Origin of the sequence: Pseudomonas sp. 18-147 (assembly GCF_051048045.1) — a bacterium.
GTDB classification, from domain to species: Bacteria; Pseudomonadota; Gammaproteobacteria; order Pseudomonadales; family Pseudomonadaceae; genus Pseudomonas; species Pseudomonas aeruginosa.
Genome location: NZ_CP182296.1, coordinates 3,911,188 through 3,929,828 on the forward strand (window position 1 = coordinate 3,911,188; position 18,641 = coordinate 3,929,828).

Below are 18,641 nucleotides of genomic sequence, written 5' to 3' on the forward strand. Positions count from 1 at the left end.
CATGCGGCTCAGTTGGGCAAGCGCAGGGAGCGGGCGAAGCAACCGGGGGTCTGGCCGAAATGACGCTGGAACAGGCTGATGAACGCCGAGGTGGAGTCGTAGCCAAGGTCGCTGGCCACCCGCGTCACGCTGGCGCCCTCCTCCAGCGCGGCGACCGCGTTGAGCAGACGCAGGCGCTGGCGCCACTCGCGAAACGACAACTGGGTCTGCTCGCGGAACAACCGCGCCAGGGTCCGTCGGGACGCCCCCACCAGTCCCGCCCAATCCGAGATGCCGCGCGGATCGGCGGGATCCGCCTGTAGCGCGTCGGTGATCCGGCGCAAGCGCGGGTCGCCAGGCAACGGCAGGTTCAGCGGCGCCTCGCGAAGGCGCCCGACCTCATCGGCGACCACCTGCATGAGACGCTCGGCCTCGCCACCCGGCGGATATTCACGGGGAAACTCCGCCGCCCGCAGCAACAGTTCGCGCAGCAGGCCGGACACCTCCAGTACCCGGCAACCGCCGGGCAGCGAACGATCCAGGTAGAGACTGCGGAACAGCACAGGGTTGCAAGCCTCCGCGGCGTGCCGGACGCCCGGCGGAATCCACAGCGCCCGCTGCGCCGGCACCAGATAGCTGTGCCGCTCGGTGCTGGCGCGCAAGGTGCCGCTGGCGGCGTACATCAGTTGGCCCCAGGGGTGCTCGTGCATCTCCACCCGGTGCCCGGCGGGCATCTCGAAGGCGCGCAGGTACACCGCGCAGGGCAGGCTGCGGAATCGCGGCAGGTCGCGTTCTTGTCCCGTTTGCGGCATCGGTTGTCCCCATCCGTCGAGTGAGCGGTGCGCGGCCGATGGTAGCGTGTGGCTCCCCATAGACAAACCGGAGCCACGCCATGAGCAGTCATCGCCCGCAACATCGCCTGTCCGTTCCCGATATCCGGCGCCGCAAGGGTGCCGGCAGCCTGGTGGCGCTGACCGCCTACAGCACGCCCATGGCCCGCCTCCTCGATCCGCATGCCGACCTGCTGCTGGTCGGCGATTCGCTGGGCATGGTGCTCTATGGCATGCCCAGCACCCTGGGAGTGAGCCTGGAGATGATGGTCGCCCACACCCTGGCGGTGATGCGCGGCAGTCGGCGCGCCTGCGTGGTGGCCGACTTGCCGTTCGCCAGCTACCAGGAATCGCCCCGACAGGCGTTCCGCAACGCCGCACGCCTGCTGGCCGACAGCGGCGCCCAGGCGGTGAAGCTGGAAGGCGGAGAGGAAATGGAAGAAACCGTGGACTTCCTGGTACGCCGTGGCATACCGGTGCTCGCCCATATCGGCCTGATGCCGCAGCAGGTCAACGCCATGGGCGGCTTCAAGGCCCAGGGGCGTGACCCGGAAAGCGCAGAACGGGTACGCCGCGACGGCCTCGCCATGCAGCGCGGCGGCGCCTTCGCGGTGGTCATCGAAGGCGTAGGCGAGCCGCTGGCCCGTCGCCTTAGCGAAGAACTGGCGATCCCCTGCATCGGTATCGGCGCCTCGCCGGCCTGCGACGGCCAGGTACTGGTCAGCGAGGACCTGCTCGGGCTAAGCGGCGAACAGGTACCGCGCTTCGTCGAACGCTACGCGCGCCTCGACCGGGAAATCGACGAGGCGGCCCGGCGCTTCGCCGAAGACGTGCGCGAACGGCGCTTCCCCGAGGCCAGGCATTGCTTCGCCATGCGCGAGTGAGCCGGCGGTCTCAGGCGAAGACTTCCGCCAGCAGGTCGTCCATCGCCTGGAAGGCACGCCGGGAGGTCCTGGCGTCATAGTGCATCTTGCCCGGCAGCTTGGCGTTCGGATCGGTGAAGGAATGCACCGCGCCGCCGTAGCTGGTGAGCTGCCAGTCGACGCCGGCATCGGTCATCTCCCTGGCGAAGGCCGGCAACTGCTCGCGCGGCACCAGCGGATCGGAGGCGCCGTCGAGGACCAGTACCGCGCCCTTGATGTTCCTGGCATGCGCCGGGTCCGGCGTATCCAGGGTGCCATGGAAGGACACGAAGGCCTTCAGCTCGGCGCCGTCGCGAGCCAGCTCCAGCGCGCAGCAACCGCCGAAGCAGAAACCGAAGGCAGCCTGGCGGGTCGTATCGACAGCCGCGAGCGCCTGTCCGCGCAAGGCCGCCAGCGCTGCCTGCATGCGCTTGCGCAGCAGGGCCCGGTCGTTCTTCAGCGGCATCATCGCCGCGCCCGCCTCGTCGCCGTTCTGCGGACGCACGTCCCTGCCGTAGAGGTCCGCCACCAGCACCACGTGCCCACGGCCGGCGACCTGCCGGGCGATGTCCAGCGCGGCGGCGCTCACGCCCATCCAGTTCGGCGCCATCAGCAGGCCCGGGCGCGGCCCCGCGTGGCTGGCGTCGTACACCAGTTGACCTTCGTACGGCTGCCCATCGATGTCGTAGGCGACCGGCTCTACACGAATCTCACTCATGGGTACTGCTCCTGCGAGAGTTGGAAAAGACAAAGCCCGCCGAAGCGGGCTTTGTCGGGGCTACTGCTTAAGCGGACAGCTCCACCAGCAGCTTGTTCAGTCGGCGTACGTAGGCGCCCGGATCCTTGAGGCTGTCCCCCGCGGCCAGGGCGGCCTGGTCGAAGAGAATATGCGACAGCTCGCCGAAGCGGTCCTCGTCCGGCTCCGCATCCAGCTTCTCGATCAGCGGATGCTGCGGGTTGATCTCGAAGATCGGCTTCGAGTCCGGCACTTTCTGCCCGCTGGCCTCGAGGATCTGGCGCATCTGCAGGCCAAGGTCCTGTTCGCCGATGGCGAGGATCGCCGGCGAATCGGTCAGGCGGTGGGAAACGCGGACTTCGCTGACCTGCTCGTCGAGCACCTTCTTCAGGCGCTCGATCAGGCCTTCCTTGCTCTTGGCGACTTCTTCCTGGGCCTTCTTGTCCTCTTCCGAGTCCAGGCTGCCCAGGTCCAGGTCGCCGCGGGCGACATCGACGAACTGCTTGCCGTCGAACTCCGGCAGGTAGCTCATCAGCCACTCGTCGATGCGATCGGTGAGCAGCAGCACCTCGATGCCCTTCTTGCGGAAGACTTCCAGGTGCGGGCTGTTCTTCACCTGCGAGTAGCTCTCGCCGGTGAGGTAGTAGATCTTGTCCTGGCCTTCCTTCATCCGACCGATGTAGTCGGCCAGCGCTACGCTCTGCTCGCCCGAATCGTCGCCGGTGGAGGCGAAGCGCAGCAGGCCGGCGATCTTCTCCTTGTTGCCGAAGTCTTCCGCCGGGCCTTCCTTGAGGACCTGGCCGAAGTTCTTCCAGAAGGTCTTGTACTGCTCCGGCTCGTTCTTCGCCAGCTTCTCCAGCATGTCCAGCACGCGCTTGGTCAACGCCGACTTCATCGAGTCGATCACCGGATCCTTCTGCAGGATTTCCCGGGAGACGTTCAGCGACAGGTCGTTGGAGTCGACCACACCCTTGATGAAGCGCAGGTACAGCGGCAGGAACTCGTCGGCCTGGTCCATGATGAACACGCGCTGTACGTACAGCTTCAGGCCCCGCGGCGCTTCGCGATGGTACAGGTCGAACGGCGCGCGGCCCGGCACGTAGAGCAGCGAGGTGTATTCCAGCTTGCCTTCGACCTTGTTGTGGCTCCAGCTCAGCGGATTCTCGAAGTCATGGGCGACGTGCTTGTAGAACTCCTGGTATTCCTCGTCCTTCACCTCGGCGCGCGGACGGGTCCACAGCGCGCTGGCGCGGTTGACCGTTTCCCATTCCGGCTCGGCCGGCTTGTCGGCCTCTTCGCCGTGGAATTCCTTGGGTAGCTCGATCGGCAAAGCGATGTGATCGGAGTATTTCTTGATCACGTTGCGCAGGCGCCAGCCATCGGCGAACTCCTCCTCGCCCTTTTTCAGGTGGAGGACGATGCGGGTGCCGCGCTCGGGCTTGTCGATGGTGGCGACGTCGAACTCGCCCTCGCCCTTCGACGACCAGTGCACGCCTTCGCTGGCCGGCTGGCCGGCGCGACGGGAGTAGACATCGACCTTGTCGGCGACGATGAAGGCGCTGTAGAAACCGACGCCGAACTGGCCGATCAGGTGCGAATCCTTCTTCTGGTCGCCAGACAAGTTCTTCAGGAAGTCGGCGGTCCCGGACTTGGCGATGGTGCCCAGGTGAGTCACCACATCCTCGCGGCTCATGCCGATGCCGTTGTCTTCCAGGGTGACGGTGTTGGCTTCCTTGTCGAAGCTGACGCGGATCTTCAGCTCGGCGCCGCCCTCGAGCAGCTCGGGATTGGCCAGGGCTTCGAAACGCAGCTTGTCGGCGGCGTCCGAGGCGTTGGAAATCAGTTCGCGGAGGAAGATTTCCTTGTTCGAATAGAGAGAATGAATCATCAGGTGAAGCAGTTGCTTCACTTCAGTCTGAAAGCCCAGTGTCTCTTTTTGGGTTTCCACGCTCATCGCTCCAAGCTCCATCAATGACATAAGCCGCGTACCACGGCGGATGTCCCCTAGGTGGGGCCTTCTTCCGGCTTTTCAAGCGCTTATGCGAAAAAACCGCGCACCGTCGTACGACGACTAGCGTTCGAGCAGTTCGAGACGGGCGATCTCCGCCGGGCGCAACAGGTAGCTCGCCTCCCCCGCACCGGGCATTTCCCGGCGGATCACCAGGCGCCCCTCGCTGTCGAGGCCGGTGAAACGGCCCTCGGCGATACGCCCGCGTACCGTAGTGGCCTTGACCAGGCGCTGGCTGTAGCGCTGCGGTTCGACCTGGACCAGCTCCAGGTCGAGGGTGGCGTTGCCCGGCGCCGGCAGCGCCTGCGGCTCGGGCGGCGCCACCGCGGCCACGGTCGCAGGCTCCGCCGGCAAAGCGGGGAACGCGTCGCCGCGCACCGACCACTCCCGCCGGGCGTTCTTCTCCAGCGTCAGCTCCAGTACCTGAGCCTGGCCGGCCACCAGGGCCTCGATACGCAGCGGCCGCGCATGGCTGGCCGCGCGCCAGGACGGCGCCCGCACGAGGCTGACGTCGCGGCTGGCGAAACGTCGCTGCAGATAGTCGCGCAAGACCAGGGCTAGGGTATCGTCGGAGTCGTAGCCCAGGTCGACCTTGCCGTGCCGATAGCGCAGCCGGTCGGTATACAGCTCGACGTGGCCGCTGAGGGTGGTCCGGTAGTCGCTCGGCAGGCTCAGGTGGAACTCGCCCTCCAGGCGGTTCGGCGCCTTGGGCCGCAGGTCCAGGTGCAAGGTATAGCCACGCAGGAGACGACGCGCCTCGGGCAGGTCCTGATCCGGTTGCAGCCAGCTCAGCTCGACTTCTGGCAACGCGCCGCCGTCCTCGGGCAGCACGTCCAGGCGCAGCGCCCCGAGCGGCTGTGCCGGAAGGCGGATCTGCAGCTCGCGCTGGGCGTAGAAATCGTGCCCCTGGCGCAGGCTCAGCACGCCGCCGATCAACTCGCCGCTCTGCGGCGCGAAAGGCTTGCCGTTGAACTCCCCGCTGAGCGCGATGGCCAGTTCCGCCGGCGGCCTGGCCTCCGGCTTTAGCCAGCGCAGGCTGAGGATCGCCTCCAGTCGCGCAGCGTCGTGACTGGCCAGCAGCGCCAGGCCGACCACCAGCGGGATGCAACCCAGCGCGGCCAGCCCGACGCCCTTGCGCGCCGTACGCCAGTGCACGCCGATATAGGCCAGCGCCACCGGCGGGAAAAGGCTGCCGTAACCCCACAGCAGACCGGTACCGAAGGCCAGGACGATGACCCAGATATAGCCGGCGACCATCAGCAGCAGGCCGCCCAGAATCAGCAAGGCATCCATCGCGATATCCTCAGCCCACTTTCCGCAGCGTACGGCTCACGGCTCGTCCACCTTGAAATGCGCCCGCGCAGTGGCGATGGGCTCGCCCTGGGTGGTCTGCCAGGCGTTGATCGCGACGTTCGCCACCCGTCGCCCCTGGCGCCAGACCTGGCATTGCGCGTAGGTATCGCGGAAGTGCCCGGCACGCAGGTAGTCGATGGAGAAATCGATGATCTTCGGCAGGTGCGGAATGCTCATGAAGGTCAGCAGGTGCAACATCGCCGCATGCTCCATGAAGCCGGCGATCACGCCGCCATGGATGGCCGGCAGGGTCGGGTTGCCAATGTTGTCCTTGTTCGCCGGCAGGCGGAAGACCATGTCGTCGCCCAGGCGCAGACATTCGATGCCGAGCAGCTTGGCGTACGGGATCAGCTCCACCAGCGGGCTGTAGTCGTTGTTCCGACGCGCGTCGCGGACCAGTTGCTCGAGGCTGGTCGGGCTCATGCCGCACCTCCCTGCGCGGCCGGCCTGGCCGCCCCGGCGCGGGCCGAACCGCCCATGCGCATGAAAGCGCCGACGACATGGGCGATGGGCTGGCCCGGATCGTCCTGGTAGGCGAAGCCGCGGGTGAAGATCACGTTCGGCGTGACCCGGTAGCACTCGGCGAAGCCATAGACATCCTTGTGCGGTTCGGCGGGATGCATGTAGTCGATGCGCAGGTCGAGCGTCGGGCAGATCTCGAAGTCCGGCAGCACGCAGACCGTGGAAATACCACAGGTGGTGTCCATCAGGGTGGTGATCGCGCCGCCGTGGACGACCCCGCTTTCCGGGTTGCCGATGATCGCCTGGCTGTAGGGCAGGCGCAGGGTCAGTCCTTTCTCGTCGGCGGCCTCGACCGTCAACCCCAGCACCTGGCAATGACGCAAGGCCGAGAGAAAGCGCCGGGCGCGCTCGAGGAGAGGATTTTCCGACATGACGGCGACCTTGCTGGGAGTTTTCTGGAGGGCGAATCATACCCTGCCGCCAAAGCCCCGGCAGCCGGGGTTTTGGACATAACGATCGAAATAGTCGAAGTGTGTGGAACTTCACGCCAGCGCAAATGTTCAAAGGGCTACAACGAGGAAAGCCGCACATGGAGGCTAAACGATGAAAAAGACCGTAACTCTTGCCCTGCTGCTCGCTGCCAGCCTTGGCCTGGCCGCTTGCGACAAGAAAGAGGAAGACAAGGCAGCGGCCCCGGCAGCTCCGGCTACCGAGACCCAGCCGAGCGCTCCGGCTACTCCCCCTGCCGAGCCCAGCGCCCCGGCGCCGTCGAGCGACACTCCGGCAACCCCGCAGACTCCGGCACCGACTCCGGAGCAACCGCAACAGAACCAGCAATAAGTTCTCGTTGACGTACCCTGAAAGAGCCCGCGCAAGCGGGCTTTTTCATGCCCGGGATTCAGCCCCTGGGCACCTCGCCCTCGCCTTCCCGCGGGCTTTCGGCGATTGCGGTCTCGGTGTAGACCATCACCTCCAGCACGTCCGAATGGAATTCGCGGCGATACAGGACCAGCACCACGCCGGCCGTCACCAGCATGAAGAACCAGGAATTGATGAACCAGGCGAGCATGGCCAGGCCGAAATAGTACGAGCGCAAGCCGAAGTTGAACTGGTTGGCCGCCAGCGAGATGACCCGGGCGGCACGCTCGGCAAAGGATTTGCGCTCCAGCTCGCCGACGTTGCGCTCGCCGATCATCGGTGCCGAGCCGACCAGGATCGCCGCGAAGTTGTATTGGCGCATGCACCAGCTGAAGGTGAAGAAGGCATAGACGAAGACCACTGCCAGGCACAGCAGCTTCAGTTCCGACAGTCCCCGGCTGGCCTCCTCCACGAACGGCAGGTCGGCCAGTACCGAGACGGCGCGATCGGTGGAGCCCAGCAGGGTGAGGATGCCGGCGAGGATGATCAGCGTGCTGGAGGCGAAGAACGACGCATTACGCTCCAGGTTACCGATCACGCTGGCGTCGGCGATACGGTTGTCGCGCAGCAGCAACCGGCGCATCCAGTCCTCCCGGTAGAGGTGCAGGACGCTGGCCAGGCAGGCGGTGTCGCGACCCTTCCAGGTGGCGTAGCGGGTGTAGCCCACCCAGCAGAACAGGAACCAGAGCGCCGCCAGCAGGTGTTGCAGCAGGTGCCCGTTGAAAATGCCGAGTTCGGCGGTCATGAAAACTCCCTCTTGAGCCGGCCGGGAATCGCCCCGCCGTTGTTTCGCGCCGTTGGGACGCCGCTCGCCGCGGCCAGGACACGACTTTCGTCGGCTCATGAAAAAGGCCGCCCGGAGGCGGCCTTCCTGGGGTTCGCCTGACGTCTCAGGCGACCGCTTCGCGCGGCTTGCCCAGCAGCCGATCGCAAACGACTGCCAGGACCAGCGCAATGGATACCGGCAGCAGCCAGCCAAGGCTCTGATCGGCGAGCGGAAGCTTGGCGAAGACGTCCGGCACCCACCCGTTCAGCTTGGCCGCCCCCAGCCCGTCGACGATGCCGAAGAGCAGCGCGACGATCATCACCGGCACGAACACCCGCGGGGCCGACACCCAGAGCCGGTCGAACAGGCTCAGGGCGATCAGCACGATGGCGAGCGGATAGAGTCCCACCAGAACCGGTACCGAAAGGCTGATCAACTGGGTCAGTCCCTGGTTGGCGACCAGCAGGCTGAACAGCGAGAACACGATCACCACCGTCTTGTACGAAACCGGCAGCAGGTCGCTGAAGAACTCGCCGCACGCCGTGATCAGCCCTACCGCCGTGGTCAGGCAGGCCAGGGTGATGACCACCGCCAGCAACAGGCTGCCGGAAACGCCAAAGGTCTGCTGCACATAGGCGGTGAGGATCTGTACGCCATTCTGGGCGTCGCCGGCGATGCCCTGGCTGGTGGCGCCAAGATAGAACAGCGCCAGGTAGACCAGGGACAGGCCGGTGGCGGCGATGACCCCGGCGATCATGGAATAGCGCGTGACCAGCCGGCTGTCGCTGATGCCGCGGTCGCGAATGGCGGTGGCGATGACGATACCGAAGACCAGCGCACCGAGGGTATCCATGGTCAGGTAGCCCTGCAGGAAGCCCTGCACCAGGGGCGCGCTCTGGTACTCGCCGGAACTGCTGCCGATCTCTCCCGCCGGCGCGAAGATCGCCGCGCCGCCAAGGACCAGCAGGGCCGACAGCAGCACCGGCGTGATGACCTTTCCGACCCGGTCGACAAGGCGACCCGGGTTCAGCACCAGGAACAGAACCACGGAGAAGTAAGCGACGGTATAGATGAGCAACGGCACGCCGCCGTCCCCGGTGAAGGGCGCGACGCCCATCTCGAAGGACACCACGGCTGTACGCGGGGTGGCGAACAGCGGGCCGATGGCAAGATAGACGGCGATGGCGAACGCCACTCCCGCGCGCCGCCCGATCGGCTGGGTCAGGCGGCCAATACCGCCTCCGACCCGGGCCAGGGCGACCACCGTCAGCAACGGCAGGCCGACACCGGTAAGGAGGAAGCCGAAAGCCGCGCTCCATACGTGTTCGCCCGCCGCCATGCCGGCACTGGGAGGAAAGATGATGTTACCCGCGCCGAGAAAAAGCGCGAACGTCATGAAGCCAAGGGCGAGCAGGTCGAACCCTTTCAAATGAGTCATAGGAGGATGTACCACTGGCAGAAGTCTCGGTTGTTCGGGGTTTCCCTTTGGGGGTGTTAGGAAACAACGTCCTTCCGGATGAGGAGGACCGGTCAAGCCGCCCGACCCCTTTTGAGGGCCATGTGGCGTTATAGCTGCAGGCGCACTGGCCTGCGGGATGATGCGTGGCGCGCCCGGGGTTTTGTCGGACACGAACCGTTGGCAATGATAGCGCATCGCGGCAACATTCGTTTGACGGATGCGATAGAACGACGAAGGCCACCGCTGTGAGGCGGTGGCCTTCGTCCTGGAACTCAGAAAACCCGGGAAATCAGGCCTTCTTCACTTCCCAACCGGTCAGCTCGGCCAGGGCCTTGCCGATGTCGGCCAGGGAACGCACGGTCTTCACACCGGCGTCCTGCAGGGCGGCGAACTTCTCGTCCGCGGTGCCCTTGCCGCCGGAGATGATGGCGCCGGCGTGGCCCATGCGCTTGCCCGGAGGGGCAGTCACACCAGCGATGTAGGACACCACCGGCTTGGTCACGTTGGCCTTGATGAAGGCCGCGGCTTCTTCTTCGGCGGAACCGCCGATCTCGCCGATCATGACGATGGCTTCGGTCTGCGGATCTTCCTGGAACAGCTTCAGGATGTCGATGAAGTTGGAGCCCGGGATCGGGTCGCCGCCGATGCCCACGCAGGTGGACTGGCCGAAGCCGGCGTCGGTGGTCTGCTTCACGGCTTCGTAGGTCAGGGTGCCGGAACGCGACACGATGCCTACCTTGCCCGGCAGGTGGATGTGACCCGGCATGATGCCGATCTTGCACTCGCCGGGAGTGATCACGCCCGGGCAGTTCGGGCCGATCAGGCGTACGCCCAGCTCGTCGCACTTGACCTTGGCGTCCAGCATGTCGAGGGTCGGGATGCCTTCGGTGATGCAGACGATCAGCTTGATGCCGCCGAATGCCGCTTCCAGGATCGAGTCCTTGCAGAACGGAGCCGGAACGTAGATGACCGAGGCTTCGGCGCCGGTGGCTTCCACGGCTTCCTTGACGGTGTTGAACACCGGCAGGCCGAGGTGGGTGGTGCCGCCCTTGCCGGGGGTCACGCCGCCGACCATCTTGGTGCCATAGGCGATGGCCTGTTCGGAGTGGAAGGTGCCCTGGCTACCGGTGAAGCCTTGGCAGATGACTTTGGTGTCTTTGTTGATCAGGACGCTCATTACTTACCCTCCGCGGCCTTGACGACTTGCTGGGCAGCGTCGGTCAGGCTGGTTGCCGCGATGATGTTCAGGCCGCTTTCGGCCAGGACCTTGGCACCCAGTTCAGCGTTGTTGCCTTCCAGGCGGACGACAACCGGAACCTTCACGCCGACTTCTTTGACGGCGCCGATGATGCCTTCGGCGATCATGTCGCAACGCACGATGCCGCCGAAGATGTTCACCAGGACAGCCTTCACGTTGCTGTCGGACAGGATGATCTTGAACGCTTCGGTCACGCGCTCCTTGGTCGCACCGCCGCCAACGTCGAGGAAGTTGGCCGGCTTGCCGCCGTGCAGGTTGACGATGTCCATGGTACCCATGGCCAGGCCGGCGCCGTTGACCATGCAGCCGATGTTGCCTTCCAGCGCGACGTAGTTCAGCTCCCACTTCTGCGCATGGGCTTCACGGGCGTCGTCCTGGGACGGGTCGTGCATGGCGCGCAGCTTCGGCTGACGGTACAGGGCGTTGCTGTCGATGTTGATCTTGGCATCCAGGCAGTGCAGGTTGCCGTCTTTCTTGATCACCAGCGGGTTCACTTCCAGCAGGGCCAGGTCGTAGTCCTGGAACAGCTTCGCCAGGCCGACGAAGATATGGGTGAACTGCTTGATCTGGTCGCCCTTCAGGCCCAGCTGGAAGGCCAGCTCGCGGCCCTGGTACGGCTGCGCGCCGACCAGCGGGTCGATGGTAGCCTTGAGGATCTTCTCGGGAGTGTCGTGGGCGACCTTCTCGATGTCCACGCCACCTTCGGTGGAAGCCATGAACACGATGCGGCGGCTGGAACGATCGACGACGGCGCCGAGGTACAGCTCCTTGTCGATGTCGGTGCAGGACTCCACCAGGATCTTGCTGACCGGCTGGCCGTTGGCGTCGGTCTGGTAGGTCACCAGGTTCTTGCCCAGCCACTGCTGGGCGAACGCCTTGGCGTCCTCTTTGCTCTTCACCAGCTTCACACCGCCCGCTTTACCGCGGCCGCCGGCGTGCACCTGAGCTTTGACGACCCACTCGCTGCCGCCGATCTTGTCGCAGGCTTCTGCGGCCTCTTCGGGGGTGTCTACGGCAAAGCCCTTGGATACAGGCAGGCCGTATTCAGCGAACAGCTGCTTACCCTGATATTCGTGGAGATTCATGCTTGTCTACCGTTATTCGTCTAGGTATTGCGCATTTCGGCGGAGCGCTCGTGGCGCCCCACCACCTGTGACCGTCGTTTCGCGAACCACCCGGCTCGCGAAAAAACAGTCCGGCGGCATACGCCCGCGGCCACCTCGCAACGGTCGCCGGCGCTCACCCGCCGTGGTTCTTCTGAAAGTCTGCCGCCTGCGGCATCCCGACGCAGGCGGCAAACCGTGGATTCTACAGAACCCGGACCCGACAAGGCCAGGAACCTGTCCTGGCCTGACGGACGACGCGTCCCGCGTCGCTGTGACGCCCCGGATCACTCAGCGCTTCTTGCGGTTGGCGATGTGGATGGCATGGCCATTCACTGCCAGGGCAGCTTCGTGCAGGGCTTCGGACAGCGTCGGGTGAGAGAAGACCATCATGCCCAGGTCTTCGGCGCTGGTGCCGAATTCCATGCCGATCGCGCCTTGCTGTACCAGCTCGGCGGCGCTCGGGCCGATCACGTGGACGCCCAGGACGCGGTCGGTCTTCGCATCGGCGATGACCTTGACCAGGCCGGTGGTGTCATTGGCAGCCATCGCGCGACCGCTGGCGGCGAACGGGAAGGTGCCGACGTTGACTTCGACGCCCTCGGCCTTGAGGGTCTGCTCGGTCTTGCCGACCCAGGCGATTTCCGGGTGGGTGTAGATGACCGACGGAATCAGGTCGTAGTTCATCTGCGCCTTGTGGCCGGCGATGCGCTCGGCGACCATCACGCCCTCTTCCGAGGCCTTGTGCGCGAGCATTGCGCCGCGAACCACGTCACCGATGGCGAAGACGCCCGGAACGCTGGTCTTGCAGTGGTCGTCGACGTAGATGAAGCCACGCTCGTCCAGGGTCACGCCGCTGTCGGCGGCCAGCAGGTCGGTGGTCACCGGGCGACGGCCGACCGCGACGATCAGCTTGTCGAAGGTTTCCTTCTGCTCGCCGTTGGCGTCGGTGAAGGTCACGGTGACCTGCTTCTTCTTCACTTCCGAAGCGGTCACGCGGGCACCCAGGCGAATGTTCAGGCCTTGCTTGGTCAGGACCTTCAGGGCTTCCTTGGCGATCTGCTCGTCGGCAGCCGGGAGGAACTTGTCCAGAGCTTCCAGCACGGTCACCTCGGCACCCAGGCGGGCCCATACCGAACCCAGCTCCAGGCCGATGACGCCGGCGCCGATCACACCCAGCTTCTTCGGCACGGCCTGGAATTCCAGGGCGCCGGTGGAGTCGACGATGATGTCGTCGGTCAGCGGGGCCGGCGGGATCTCCACCGGGCGGGAGCCGGAAGCGATGATCACGTTCTCGGCTTCCAGGACCTGGGTCTTGCCGTCCAGGCCGGTCACTTCCACCTGCTTGTTGGCCAGCAGCTTGCCGTGGCCTTCGAAGGAGGTCACGCCGTTGGCCTTGAACAGGGTAGCGATGCCGCCGGTCAGGTTCTTGACGATGTTGGCCTTGCGCGCAACCATCGCCGGAACGTCGATGGTGACGCCCTTGGCTTCGATACCATGGACTTTGAAGGCCTCTTTGGCCTCATGGTACTTGTAGGAGCTGTCCAGCAGCGCCTTGGACGGGATGCAGCCAACGTTCAGGCAGGTACCGCCGAGCGCCACCTTGCCTTCCTTGCCGATGTACTTCTCGATGCAGGCGGTCTTCAGGCCCAGCTGGGCAGCGCGGATGGCGGCAACGTAACCGCCGGGGCCGGCACCAATCACTACCACGTCGAATTTCTGGCTCATATCTCAATCCTTATTCGGGTGAAACCGGACGGCCCCACGAGGGGGCCGCCGTGAAGAGAAACGCTAAATCAGACGTCCAGCAGCAGGCGAGCCGGATCTTCCAGCAGGTCCTTGATCGCCACCAGGAAGCTCACCGCTTCCTTGCCGTCGATCAGACGGTGGTCGTAGGACAGCGCCAGGTACATCATCGGCAGGATCACCACCTGGCCGTTCACGGCCATCGGGCGCTCCTGGATCTTGTGCATGCCGAGGATGGCGGTCTGCGGCGGGTTGACGATCGGGGTCGACAGCAGGGAACCGAACACGCCACCGTTGGAGATGGTGAAGGTGCCGCCGGTCATGTCTTCGATGGTCAGCTTGCCTTCCTTCGCCTTCTTGCCGAAGTTGGCGATACCGCCCTCGATCTCGGCCAGGCTCATGAACTCGGCGTTACGCAGTACCGGAACCACCAGGCCGCGGTCGCTGGAAACGGCAACACCGATGTCCTGGTAGCCGTGGTAGACGATGTCGTTGCCGTCGATGGAAGCGTTGACCCCCGGGAAGCGCTTCAGCGCCTCGGTGGCGGCCTTGACGAAGAAGGACATGAAGCCCAGGCGCACGCCGTTGTGCTTCTTCTCGAACAGGTCCTTGTACTTCGAACGCAGGTCCATGATCGGCTTCATGTTGACCTCGTTGAAGGTGGTCAGCATGGCCATGGCGGACTGCGCCTCGACCAGGCGCTCGGCGACCTTGGCCCGCAGGCGGGTCATCGGCACGCGCTTCTCGACACGGTCGCCGGCGGCGAAGATCGGCGCCTCGGCAGCCGGGGCGGCAGGCTTGGCCGGGGCGGCCGGGGCGTTCTTCTTCGCTTCGACCGCAGCGACCACGTCTTCCTTGGTCACGCGACCGCCCTTGCCGGTGCCGGCGATGCTGTTCGGATCGATGCCGGCTTCCTCGGCCAGCTTGCGCGCGGCCGGGGACAGGATGGCGTCGTCGCCGCCAGCGGCGGCCGGAGCGGCGGCCTGGGCAGCCGGAGCGGCGGCGGGCGCAGCGGCAGCCGGAGCGGCCGGAGCGGCGGCACCGCCTTCGTTCAGCTTGCCGAGCAGCTCGTTGCTCAGAACGGTGTCGCCTTCGTTCTTGATGATCTCGGCCAGCACGCCGTCAGCCTCGGCGAGAACCTCGATGACCACCTTGTCGGTCTCGATGTCGACGATCAGTTCGTCGCGCTTGACTGCTTCGCCCGGCTTCTTGTGCCAGGTGGCGACGGTGCCGTCGGCGACCGATTCCGGGAAGGTTGGGGCTTTGATTTCGATAGCCATTGTGTGCGTTTCCTTAAATTCGGTTTCTTCAGCGCGTAGGCGTTAAACAGTAAAGGCGTCTTGCAGCAGTTTTTCCTGCTGCTCGGCGTGCATCGAGGCGTAGCCGCAAGCCGGAGCAGCGGAGCCTTCGCGGCCGGCGTACTCGAGATTGAGGCCCTTCTTGTGCGCGGCGATGACACGACGCATGTGATGCTGGCTGCAGAACCAGGCGCCCTGGTTCATCGGCTCTTCCTGGCACCAGACGATGTGCTTGAGGTTCTTGTACGGAGCCAGAACTTCCGCCAGGTCGTCTTCCGGGAACGGATACAGCTGCTCGATACGGACGATCGCGGTATCTTCGCGGCCTTCCGCGCGACGCTTCTCCAGCAGGTCGTAGTACACCTTGCCGCTGCACAGCACGACGCGGTCGACCTTCTTCGGATCCAGGCTGTCGATTTCCGGGATCACGGTCTGGAAGGAACCGTTGGCCAGATCTTCCAGGGTCGAGATGGCGAGCTTGTGACGCAGCAGGGACTTCGGCGTCATCACCACCAGCGGCTTGCGCAGCGGGCGGATCACCTGACGGCGGAGCATGTGGTAGACCTGAGCCGGGGTGGTCGGCACGCAGACCTGGATGTTCTGCTCGGCACAGAGCTGCAGGTAGCGCTCCAGGCGCGCGGAGGAGTGCTCCGGGCCCTGCCCCTCATAGCCGTGCGGCAGCAGCATGGTCAGGCCGCAGAGTCGGCCCCATTTGCTTTCGCCACTGGTGATGAACTGGTCGATGACCACCTGGGCGCCGTTGGCGAAGTCGCCGAACTGGGCTTCCCAGATCACCAGCGAGTTCGGCGTGGTGGTGGCGAAACCGTATTCGAACGCCAGCACGGCCTCTTCCGAAAGGAAGGAATCGTAGATATCCAGGCGCGGCTGGCCGTCGAACAGATTGGCCAGCGGTACGTAGACCGAGTCGTCCTTCTGGTTGTGCAGCACCGCGTGACGGTGCGAGAAGGTGCCACGGCCGACGTCCTGGCCGGTCATCCGTACCGGATGGCCTTCGAACAGCAGGGTCGCGTAGGCCAGGGTCTCGGCGAAGCCCCAGTTGATCGGCAGGCCACCGGCCGCCATCTTCTGGCGATCTTCGTAGATCTTCGAAACCTGGCGCTGAACCACGAAGCCTTCCGGCACTTCCAGCATCTTGCTGGACAGTTCCTGCAGGGTCTTCAGGTCGAAGCGGGTGTCGTGACGCGCGGTCCAGGCATGACCCAGGTACGGACGCCAGTCGACGAACAGTTCCTTGTTGGGTTCCTTGACCAGGCTCTTCACCACGTGCAGGCCGTTGTCCAGGGCGTCGCGGTAGTCGTCGATCTTCGACTGAACCTGCTCGGCGCTGAGCACGCCGGCATTCACCAGGGCATCGGCGTACAGCTCGCGGGTAGTACGCTGCTTGGCGATCTGCTGGTACATCAGCGGCTGGGTGCCGCTCGGCTCGTCCGCCTCGTTGTGGCCGCGGCGACGGTAGCAGACCAGGTCGATGACCACGTCACGCTTGAACTGCATGCGGTAGTCGACGGCCAACTGGGTGACGAACAGCACGGCTTCGGGATCGTCGCCGTTGACGTGGAAGATCGGCGCCTGAATCATCTTCGCCACGTCGGTGGCGTACTCGGTGGAACGCGCATCGTCCTGGCGGCTGGTGGTGAAACCGACCTGGTTGTTGATCACCAGGTGGATGGTGCCACCGGTCTTGTAGGCGCGGGTCTGCGACATCTGGAAGGTTTCCATGACCACGCCCTGTCCCGCGAAGGCGGCATCGCCGTGGATGGAAATCGGTACCACCTTGTCGCCGGAGCTGTCCTTGCGGCGGTCCTGGCGAGCACGAACGGAACCCTCGACCACCGGGGAAACGATTTCCAGGTGCGACGGGTTGAACGCCAGCGCCAGGTGGACTTCGCCACCGCTGGTCATCACGTTCGAGGAGAAGCCCTGGTGGTACTTCACGTCACCGGAGCCCAGCTCGACGATCTTCTTGCCTTCGAACTCGTCGAACAGGTCGCGCGGGTTCTTGCCCAGGGTGTTGACCAGGACGTTCAGGCGACCGCGGTGAGCCATGCCGATGACGATTTCCTTGGCGCCGTAGGAACCGCAGCGCTGGATGATCTCGTCGACCATCGGGATCAGGCTTTCGCCGCCTTCCAGGCCGAAACGCTTGGTGCCCGGGTACTTGGTGCCCAGGTACTTCTCCAGGCCTTCGGCCGCGGTCAGGCGCTCGAGCAGGTGCGCACGCGCCTCGGCGGAGAAGCCGGGACGGCCACGCACGCTTTCCAGACGCTGGAGGAACCACTTGCGCTGCTCGGAATCGACGATGTGCATGAACTCGGCGCCGAAGGTACCGCAGTAGGTGCTCTTCAGGCTGTCGACGATTTCACGCAGGGTCGCCTCTTCCTTGCCGATGTAAAGCTCACCGGTGCGGAAAGTGGTGTCCAGGTCGGCACCCGTCAGACCGTAGTGGTCGATCGACAGGTCGGCAGGCGCGGGACGCTGCCACAGGCCGAGCGGGTCGAGGGTGGAAGCCTGGTGGCCGCGGAGACGGTAAGCGTGAATGAGACGAAGGACTTCGACCTGCTTCTTCTCGTGCTCGCTGCTCACGCTACCGGCGGAAACCGGCTGGGCACGGCGCTGGTTCTTGGCCAGCAGGACGAAATGATCGCGCACTGTGGAGTGCGAGACGTCGGGGGCGGGATTGCCATCGGCGGGAAGCTTCTGGAAATACGTGCGCCACTCTTCTGGCACAGCGTTAGGGTCGTGCAGGTAGAGCTCGTAGAGCTCTTCGACGTAGGCAGCGTTACCACCGGATAGATGGGCACTGTTCCACATCCGCTGCATTACGCTTTCGTGCATGCTAGGTCACCCTCGGTAAGGGGACAACCACCTGGCGAAACCTTGAAGGCTCCGAAGTCCTCAGGCAGCGACATCGGTATGGCCACTACAGATCCCGCAGATAGTCCGGGTACCAGCCCGGATGCCCCTGCTGGTCATATTTTTCAAATCTGGGCCATGGCTTTGTGAGCTTGGCCCGCTTAGTTGCTGCGACGCCGGAAGAACTCCGGCGCCACAGGTGTTGCTAGGTACAACTCATATAACAACTGCGAGAGGATCAGGTTCCGCTCTGCAGCAGCATATTACGCACGTGGCCGATCGCCTTGGTCGGGTTCAGACCCTTCGGGCAAACGTTCACGCAGTTCATGATTCCGCGGCAGCGGAACACACTGAACGGGTCGTCCAGCGAAGCCAGGCGCTCTTCGGTCTTGGTGTCACGACTGTCGGCCAGGAAACGATAGGCTTGCAGCAGTGCGGCCGGACCGAGGAACTTGTCGGGGTTCCACCAGAAGGACGGGCAGGAGGTCGAGCAGCAGGCGCACAGGATGCACTCGTACAGACCGTCCAGCTTCTCGCGCTCTTCCGGGGTCTGCAGACGCTCGATGGCCGGGGCCGGCGTATCGTTCTGCAGGAACGGCTTCACCTTCTCGTATTGCTTGTAGAAGATGCTCATGTCCACGACCAGGTCACGAATGACCGGCAGGCCGGGCAGCGGACGGATCACCAGCTTGCCGCCCTTCAGGCCGGCGGCCGACAGCGGGGTGATGCAGGCCAGGCCGTTCTTGCCGTTGATGTTCATGCCATCGGAGCCGCAGACGCCTTCACGGCAGGAACGACGGTAGGAGAAGCCCTCGTCCTGTTCCTTGATCAGCGCCAGCACGTCGAGGACCATCACGTCCTTGCCGTTGGTGTCGACCTGGAAATCCTGCATGTACGGCGCAGCATCTTTGTCGGGGTTGTAACGATAAACACTCACTTGCAACATGGC

At 64.8% G+C, this 18,641-nt stretch carries 16 protein-coding genes; 2 read left to right on the top strand and 14 right to left on the bottom strand.

Annotated features, from left to right (window positions below; translation table 11 throughout):
• Positions 1–8: 8 nt before the first annotated feature.
• Complete coding sequence (locus ACM0M4_RS18505) at positions 9–791, bottom strand: AraC family transcriptional regulator (protein WP_003117756.1); 783 nt, start codon at positions 789–791, stop codon at positions 9–11.
• Between the two features lie 80 nt (positions 792–871).
• On the opposite strand from ACM0M4_RS18505, the gene panB reads away from it, so the two are divergent.
• Complete coding sequence (gene panB, locus ACM0M4_RS18510; RefSeq protein WP_016561746.1) at positions 872–1,693, top strand: 3-methyl-2-oxobutanoate hydroxymethyltransferase; 822 nt, start codon at positions 872–874, stop codon at positions 1,691–1,693.
• A gap of 10 nt (positions 1,694–1,703) precedes the next feature.
• Here panB and ACM0M4_RS18515 read toward each other — a convergent pair whose 3' ends face one another.
• From ACM0M4_RS18515 to ACM0M4_RS18535, 5 genes are all read right to left on the bottom strand, one after another.
• Complete coding sequence (locus ACM0M4_RS18515; protein WP_003114260.1) at positions 1,704–2,429, bottom strand: dienelactone hydrolase family protein; 726 nt, start codon at positions 2,427–2,429, stop codon at positions 1,704–1,706.
• Positions 2,430–2,496: 67 nt separating this feature from the next.
• On the bottom strand, positions 2,497–4,401 hold the full coding sequence (gene htpG / locus ACM0M4_RS18520; protein ID WP_003087446.1) for a molecular chaperone HtpG: 1,905 nt from the start codon (positions 4,399–4,401) through the stop codon (positions 2,497–2,499).
• A 117-nt stretch (positions 4,402–4,518) separates the two neighbouring features.
• Entirely contained in the window at positions 4,519–5,748 is a 1,230-nt protein-coding gene (locus ACM0M4_RS18525) for a hypothetical protein (protein WP_023099741.1), read from the bottom strand.
• 36 nt (positions 5,749–5,784) lie between these two features.
• Positions 5,785–6,231, bottom strand: a complete 447-nt coding sequence (locus tag ACM0M4_RS18530; RefSeq protein WP_003087441.1) for a PaaI family thioesterase — start codon at positions 6,229–6,231, stop codon at positions 5,785–5,787.
• On the bottom strand, positions 6,228–6,701 hold the full coding sequence (locus ACM0M4_RS18535; RefSeq protein ID WP_003106488.1) for a PaaI family thioesterase: 474 nt from the start codon (positions 6,699–6,701) through the stop codon (positions 6,228–6,230). The genes ACM0M4_RS18530 and ACM0M4_RS18535 overlap by 4 nt, the downstream gene beginning before the upstream one ends.
• Positions 6,702–6,873: 172 nt before the next feature.
• Here ACM0M4_RS18535 and ACM0M4_RS18540 point away from each other — a divergent pair, with 172 nt between their 5' ends.
• A complete protein-coding gene (locus ACM0M4_RS18540) occupies positions 6,874–7,110 on the top strand; it encodes a hypothetical protein (RefSeq protein ID WP_003087435.1) in 237 nt (78 codons plus the stop codon).
• A 58-nt stretch (positions 7,111–7,168) separates the two neighbouring features.
• Here the strand turns inward: ACM0M4_RS18540 and ACM0M4_RS18545 are convergent, their stop codons facing one another.
• From ACM0M4_RS18545 to ACM0M4_RS18580, 8 genes are all read right to left on the bottom strand, one after another.
• Positions 7,169–7,933 carry a DUF599 domain-containing protein gene (locus ACM0M4_RS18545; RefSeq protein ID WP_003106486.1) on the bottom strand — a complete coding sequence of 255 codons (765 nt, stop codon included), beginning with the start codon at positions 7,931–7,933 and terminating at the stop codon, positions 7,169–7,171.
• Positions 7,934–8,078: 145 nt separating this feature from the next.
• The gene (gene brnQ / locus ACM0M4_RS18550; RefSeq protein WP_003114263.1) at positions 8,079–9,392 is read right to left on the bottom strand and encodes a branched-chain amino acid transport system II carrier protein; all 1,314 of its coding nucleotides are present in this window, start codon (positions 9,390–9,392) and stop codon (positions 8,079–8,081) included.
• Between the two features lie 310 nt (positions 9,393–9,702).
• A complete protein-coding gene (gene sucD, locus ACM0M4_RS18555; protein ID WP_003087428.1) occupies positions 9,703–10,590 on the bottom strand; it encodes a succinate--CoA ligase subunit alpha in 888 nt (295 codons plus the stop codon).
• Entirely contained in the window at positions 10,590–11,756 is a 1,167-nt protein-coding gene (gene sucC / locus ACM0M4_RS18560; RefSeq protein WP_003087425.1) for an ADP-forming succinate--CoA ligase subunit beta, read from the bottom strand. The genes sucD and sucC overlap by 1 nt, the downstream gene beginning before the upstream one ends.
• Positions 11,757–12,065: 309 nt before the next feature.
• Positions 12,066–13,502, bottom strand: a complete 1,437-nt coding sequence (gene lpdA / locus ACM0M4_RS18565; protein ID WP_003087422.1) for a dihydrolipoyl dehydrogenase — start codon at positions 13,500–13,502, stop codon at positions 12,066–12,068.
• Between the two features lie 68 nt (positions 13,503–13,570).
• A complete protein-coding gene (gene odhB, locus ACM0M4_RS18570; protein WP_003114264.1) occupies positions 13,571–14,800 on the bottom strand; it encodes a 2-oxoglutarate dehydrogenase complex dihydrolipoyllysine-residue succinyltransferase in 1,230 nt (409 codons plus the stop codon).
• 42 nt (positions 14,801–14,842) lie between these two features.
• Positions 14,843–17,674: a 2-oxoglutarate dehydrogenase E1 component gene (locus ACM0M4_RS18575; protein WP_003087413.1), complete on the bottom strand. Its 2,832-nt coding sequence runs from the start codon at positions 17,672–17,674 to the stop codon at positions 14,843–14,845.
• Between the two features lie 256 nt (positions 17,675–17,930).
• Entirely contained in the window at positions 17,931–18,638 is a 708-nt protein-coding gene (locus tag ACM0M4_RS18580) for a succinate dehydrogenase iron-sulfur subunit (protein ID WP_003087410.1), read from the bottom strand.
• Between the last annotated feature and the right edge of the window lie 3 nt (positions 18,639–18,641).

Bases quoted from the DNA above. Each gene is read 5' to 3' on its own strand.
- htpG (WP_003087446.1), bottom strand. From the start codon at position 4,401: ATGAGCGTGGAAACCCAAAAAGAGACACTGGGCTTTCAGACTGAAGTG.
- sucC (WP_003087425.1), bottom strand. From the start codon at position 11,756: ATGAATCTCCACGAATATCAGGGTAAGCAGCTGTTCGCTGAATACGGC.
- odhB (WP_003114264.1), bottom strand. From the start codon at position 14,800: ATGGCTATCGAAATCAAAGCCCCAACCTTCCCGGAATCGGTCGCCGAC.
- panB (WP_016561746.1), top strand. From the start codon at position 872: ATGAGCAGTCATCGCCCGCAACATCGCCTGTCCGTTCCCGATATCCGG.
- ACM0M4_RS18540 (WP_003087435.1), top strand. From the start codon at position 6,874: ATGAAAAAGACCGTAACTCTTGCCCTGCTGCTCGCTGCCAGCCTTGGC.
- sucD (WP_003087428.1), bottom strand. From the start codon at position 10,590: ATGAGCGTCCTGATCAACAAAGACACCAAAGTCATCTGCCAAGGCTTC.
- ACM0M4_RS18545 (WP_003106486.1), bottom strand. From the start codon at position 7,933: ATGACCGCCGAACTCGGCATTTTCAACGGGCACCTGCTGCAACACCTG.
- ACM0M4_RS18530 (WP_003087441.1), bottom strand. From the start codon at position 6,231: ATGAGCCCGACCAGCCTCGAGCAACTGGTCCGCGACGCGCGTCGGAAC.
- ACM0M4_RS18535 (WP_003106488.1), bottom strand. From the start codon at position 6,701: ATGTCGGAAAATCCTCTCCTCGAGCGCGCCCGGCGCTTTCTCTCGGCC.
- ACM0M4_RS18575 (WP_003087413.1), bottom strand. From the start codon at position 17,674: ATGCACGAAAGCGTAATGCAGCGGATGTGGAACAGTGCCCATCTATCC.
- ACM0M4_RS18515 (WP_003114260.1), bottom strand. From the start codon at position 2,429: ATGAGTGAGATTCGTGTAGAGCCGGTCGCCTACGACATCGATGGGCAG.
- ACM0M4_RS18525 (WP_023099741.1), bottom strand. From the start codon at position 5,748: ATGGATGCCTTGCTGATTCTGGGCGGCCTGCTGCTGATGGTCGCCGGC.
- brnQ (WP_003114263.1), bottom strand. From the start codon at position 9,392: ATGACTCATTTGAAAGGGTTCGACCTGCTCGCCCTTGGCTTCATGACG.
- ACM0M4_RS18580 (WP_003087410.1), bottom strand. From the start codon at position 18,638: ATGTTGCAAGTGAGTGTTTATCGTTACAACCCCGACAAAGATGCTGCG.
- lpdA (WP_003087422.1), bottom strand. From the start codon at position 13,502: ATGAGCCAGAAATTCGACGTGGTAGTGATTGGTGCCGGCCCCGGCGGT.
- ACM0M4_RS18505 (WP_003117756.1), bottom strand. From the start codon at position 791: ATGCCGCAAACGGGACAAGAACGCGACCTGCCGCGATTCCGCAGCCTG.